Raw genomic sequence first — 5,649 nt, forward strand, 5'->3', positions numbered from 1 at the left:
CGGCAAAAGAGGCGGAGCGAAGCGACTTCATTATCCCTTACAGATGAGATGCCGCCGGTCGGGGCGGCACCCTCTCCCCGCATCAGCCCCCGCACCTGACTCACGTTTTCCGCCAGGCCGGTCACGCGCAGCCTGTTTGCACACCAGTTCGGCATGGTTCTCTCCTCGGTAAATGGTTGCACGGCCTCACCTGCGCAGTGCCGCCACAGCAGACGGGCGCAAAGTGAAGCCGGCAGGGGCGACACCGGAAGCCGCATGCGCCGCCGGAGCGGACTGGATGTCTCGCGCACGGCGGGGAACGGGTGAGCAGTTGTGTTTGATGTCAGCCTGGGAAGGGGTTTAGAAGTCTCGCTGTGGTTGCAGGTGATGAACGTCCGCTATGAGCGAGAAGCGGACCTCCGTAGTTGTCATTACTCTTGGAGAATTTGCTTGCATAGCTGTGTATTCGTTATTAAAAAAAACTGGTCACAATGGTTACCCGGATGTCAGATATTCATTTAGTGAAACGACTTTTCGGGCTTAGCCAGCAGAAGTGGGCGGAAACCCGTAATATCCAGTTAGTGCGGAAATTTGATGTGAACGACAAAAAGGAGAGGCCGCATTAGCGGCCTGCTGTATCACCACATCTTCTTAGCGGTGGCAACCTGTTTGGCAATGTGATCTTGAAGCATTCCGGGTGCTGTCACTTGCTTATAGATATGCCAGACCATTTCTTTCTCAAAATCTTCAAAACTTGCACCGGCTGCTTTAGCTGCGGCTATAGCTGCCTTCGCATCCTGCTTATCGCTGGGATGAACAGCAAAGATGCAGTCTGCAATGCCAAATCCTCTTGCAACCATCTGTTTCCACAACATAAATATTTCCTTTTTGAGGTTGTGTTTCATTGATTAGGGGTTGTATGAAAATATCTCATTCAAGATGTTGGGGGGAAATTGTAAGCATTCAGGAGTTGCTGTATAGAATAACCCATGCGTTCAACGAGCGCGCAAACATGCCAATGAATTAACAAATGACGTCTGCTATTGGCACAAAACGAACACAATCTAGAAACTTTCGCTATTAGCGAAAAGCGGAAATGTGACTCATGGGAAAGACTATTGCCACTGTAAAAAAACATTACATCTCTTATCGGCATATCATTCTTGAAACCAGGTCTGCGAAATTCATGTTTACGCTATCAGTAGCTCAAAAATACATTCGAGATGCGTGCTACTTTTCTCAATCACACTTCAGTTGCTGGGGGAGTACAATTTGCAAACCGATCCTGATACTGGTAGATATGCCAGATAGCATTTTACTTAAATCTACATTTCAGTCTCATACAGGCCTGTCGGGTTAAAACTTAGCTAACACAGTAACGGTAGCAGCATGACGCCGGTTATTTATCCTCATACATGCGGCGCTGGACATCACGCCAGATGCAATTTATCCCGTTAACCACCATCACCGATGACATAAATCTCCCTTGCATAAAGAGTTGCATATAAGGCCATAACTTTCTGGCGAACAAGTCTGTATCACCACAGCGGGACAGAAAAGTACAGGCCAAGGTAATTAATTTATCCTCTGCCAGGCATCCGGTCGGAACCCGGAGCAGGTAATCACAGCAGGCATACATGACGCGGTCTAAACCTGCGCTATAGGGGTGAGATTCTGCAGTCAGGAACGGATCGGCTGCGGATAGATATATGCCCTGACGCGCAATATTTTGCACATAGCACATGTAAACGCCGACGAGGAACTCATACACGTTCACATCTGCGGGAAATGCAGTCGTCAGTACGCCGAGAAAACGGCATAGCCACTCCGGTCCCGCTAAACGATGAGATGATGCAAGGTTCTCAATATCGGAAAGAACGAGCGGAAGGGGGAGAGCGCTGGCGATATGGAGAACAATCCCGCTTTCACGCTCAGCGTACGGAAGGGCTCTTGCGGCCTCGATCAGCAGGTGGCGGGCATTGTAGACTACGTCTCCACATGAAAAACGTATGTAGCCTGCGCTTACTGAATCTATAGTGAAATAAGGCAATACGCCGGCGCTGACCGAATAATATTCGTCAAAGCTAACAGGATGCAGCACGTCGCTAAGAATGCAAAAAGCCCAAGGCAAGTCGGCGGGAACAGGTTTTATGGCAGTGACGACGGCCCGGAGATTTTTCAGGTTTTGGTAGATGCCGGATCGGTCATTCATTATCATTTCTGCGTTGAGTATGCTGATACGGCGATCCCTGCTTACACCTAGCTTCCTGTATTCACCCTTATCAACGCAGTCAATCCATTCATCAATGAGCCTTAGGGTATAAGGTGAAACATACAGCATAATTTTCTTCTGCACGAAATAGTCTGTCAGGGATGTGGCAGCGAGGTAGACAAGCGTGATCAGGTCGGTGAAAAGGTTATTACTTCCCTCTAAACCGGTATCATATAGACTTGCCTTTGAAAATCTTTGATCGGTGAGCACCTGTAAACATGCGCTGACCGGATCGCCCGGCTGATTCCTGTATGCACGCAACGACAGGGGCAGGCTGCTGTTGCCCAGAAAATCATGATCAAAATGAGGTGGAGGAAGATGCTCTAGCAGAAAGGCGCCGATATCCTCTGCGGCGTCCGTTATGCTGAGGCTGCAGAAAACATCTTCACCATCAAAGGCCACATTTCTCAATTCTGTCGACAGTCGAAATACCGCAACATACACAGGTATTCTCTCCAGCAGACGGATTTTGCGCATGTGCAATCGGGACTCGTCTCCTGGCTGCATATTCAGCAACTCTCTGGCCAAAGGGGTGTCTTCAGAAAGCAGAACAGAGTGACCTGCATCCTCCGAGGTGCAGATAATCCGAGTCATTACTTCTCCGTTAACTTCAAAAACCACACCGCACTGACAATTTCCTGATGCGAAAGCGATCTGCGGAGGTGTATGCAGATTCCCTGTGAGAGTGTTAAGACAGAATTGCGATACAATGCGGGCGTGCTTATCGGGATCGGAAACAAACCATCTGACCAAAATGTCCTGAACATCCTCCCTCCGGCCGTGTTCTCGTAAGAAATGCATGGCACCAAAATTGTGCTCAGAAGGCACAATAAGGAATGTAAGGTCAAGGCTGCTGATGGCCTCAGACAGGCCTTCCCGATCGCCTGATAGGTTGAGGTACACGAGGTGAGAAAACTGCAGACTGATACTTTCCGGATAGAGGTTGAGCCCTTCTTCAATCAGAAAACGGGCTTTCTCCAGATTCTGATGTTTTAAATAGCTGTCAATGTTGAGACGATAAAATAATTGCGTCCGGTCAGGATGACTGATAAGACCAGCTATCCGCTCAAGTTTGCGGTACTGGCTGGCGTTATATAGCGCTTCACACAGCGTCTCCATCAGCGGGGAACACCACACTTCTGGCCTGTCACCGACGATTTTTTCCAGCAGAGTTGCGGCTTCGAATGGGCGTTTTAACTGCAGCATCTCTTTTGCCAGCACTTGCATGAAGTGAGGATTGAGGTCACCAAAATCTTTCCGGCAATTCAGCGTATCCACAGCGTTTTTCAGCGTTTCCGCCGACGTCTGCGCGTTGAAGACACACTCGATAACGCAAAAGACCGCATCAGTTAGAGTTCCTTGACTTCTCTGTACGCAGCCGCCGTGGCGCGTCCATTCCCTGAGCTTATCTATATATCCGGATCGCATTAGCAGAAAAAAATCCTCTTCGGATATCTGCACATTGTTTTCAAGCCAGACCTCATCTCTCTTCTGACCGTGAGCATCAGCATTTTCGGGCGGCTTAACGCCGGAAAACGATCTTAACCTCGCTGCAAATTCAGCATTCAGATTGTCTATCATCTCAATGTGGGCGAGACAAAACTCTACGAGCGCCGGGTCGTCAGCCAGCACATAATCAAAAACCGGTAATAGGATGTTATACAGGCGCCGGTCACGTCCGCTGGTCATCTCTGACAGGACCAGCGTGTCTTGAATCAGCTTAACTACTGCGTCCTTGTCAGATTGCGGGAGCAGCCAGTAGCATTGTGCGGCAATGCGTGTATTAATCTGGATGGCTTGTGCCAGTAAACTTAGCACCGCGCCGTTATAATCTTCGGCGTCTTCAGCATGAATAAAACCGGCCACTTCCGCAGCTTGCCCGCCGTTCATGAACCGGAGCAGGCCGGTTGCGAGGCCGGTAAGCTCTGGGCGCGATAGCGAATATTTTTCGGCTGTAAAGACTTTTTGAAGCTCTTCCTCGTTCCCGCATAAGCATTCAAAGTAAATCGCACGTGAATGCGCCCCGCGGCGCGGCGCAGAGCTGTATCTCTCAGTGGCTCCGGACAAATCATCCCGACGTACCTGCAGACGCAGTTGGACTGATAACGCCAGGTCGGCAAGGTCGTTACTGTTTGCCTTGCATGCAATACGCTGGAGCCTTTGACTGTTAATGTTGTCATAACGACCGTCAATGACGTCACACAGGTTAGCGAGTACAGTAATCAGATCATCGCTGTCCTGAACACCAAAGCTGACGTGTTGCAGACCGGCCAACTTTTTGCGGGCATCATTGAGGCGGAACCCGGCGATATCATCCAAGATAATACGCATGGCTTCCCCAAGATTTTCAGGCATGAGGCCCATATGAAAATGGCTGCCCCGTATGTCGAAGTTGTCACCGGCGAAATTGTTTCCCGGCCCATAGTGGGCCTGAAAAACAGATGCCTCCGGTTTATCGGCCATATTTATTCCCGCCGACGTTGTCTCCGCTGCCATAGTGTATCTGAGTCAGGGTGCGATCCTGCTGAGGAAGATTGCTGAGCATTTCCACTAGTGCCGGCTCACTTTTAATTTTTTCCTCAATGGCGTATTCGCTCATGCTCCGGTTGATGTCCATCTGACTGATCTTCTCGGCGATGAGCTCCGCATGGCGTTCGCTCGTAATGTACTGTGTAAGGGTATCTTTGACTTTTTCACAACTGAGCACGGCACCTGCCTTTACTAGGTCATAAACGGCACTGGAGATAAGTGACATCATGATGGGATCCATTTCTTCATTCCTCGGGTAAATATCAGTGAGCGCGGATTATGCGATAATCGAAACGAACGCGGTAACTTCTTGGTACCGTTCTCATCTAAGTGTATCGTCCTTGTCCAGCCCCCCTATTCGGATCTTTCTTGTGACTAAGATTTATCGCAGGTTAATACATCATATAGAGCAGGGTGAATCTTAACTACTATATATAGAAAAAAGGGGCCCTTAGAACTAAAGACAGATAATGTTCCCTCCCATACCTGCAGTTTGGCAGCGTAGGCATCTGAGGTCTAGGTCACTATCACGACGAATATTAGTAAAAGGCTTTACCCATCCGAAATCGCTTTACTTGAGGCGCACCACCTGACTCTCCGACGGTACCGGAGTTGTTATGTCACCGGCCTGCATTAGACGACCGCGTCCGGCATACACTGTTTAATAGGCCCCACTGCGGCATTTTCATTATATTTTATGACAGTCTATTAGATAACAGCAGCGTGCGTATTTTTTCCAGCAACACGGGCAATTATCACTTATTGCTCCGATTTATTAAGAATGTCCGCTCTTGGCACAAAGCGGACCCTCAATTCGTTCAGATTGAACAGTGTTACGTATCGTCTGCTTCATACAGAGTCGTAAATTG

General features: G+C 49.0%; 3 protein-coding genes. All 3 read right to left on the minus strand.

Annotated features, from left to right (window positions below):
* Positions 1 to 617: 617 nt before the first annotated feature.
* On the minus strand, positions 618 to 854 hold the full coding sequence (locus HFD97_RS21815; RefSeq protein ID WP_167432533.1) for a hypothetical protein: 237 nt from the start codon (positions 852 to 854) through the stop codon (positions 618 to 620).
* Between the two features lie 524 nt (positions 855 to 1,378).
* Positions 1,379 to 4,714, minus strand: a complete 3,336-nt coding sequence (locus HFD97_RS21820) for a lipopolysaccharide assembly protein LapB (RefSeq protein ID WP_167432534.1) — start codon at positions 4,712 to 4,714, stop codon at positions 1,379 to 1,381.
* Positions 4,704 to 5,021, minus strand: a complete 318-nt coding sequence (locus tag HFD97_RS21825) for a hypothetical protein (protein WP_167432535.1) — start codon at positions 5,019 to 5,021, stop codon at positions 4,704 to 4,706. The genes HFD97_RS21820 and HFD97_RS21825 overlap by 11 nt, the downstream gene beginning before the upstream one ends.
* Positions 5,022 to 5,649 lie beyond the last annotated feature (628 nt).

Source organism: Pantoea sp. EKM103V, from assembly GCF_011800365.1.
GTDB classification, from domain to species: domain Bacteria; phylum Pseudomonadota; class Gammaproteobacteria; order Enterobacterales; family Enterobacteriaceae; genus Pantoea; species Pantoea anthophila.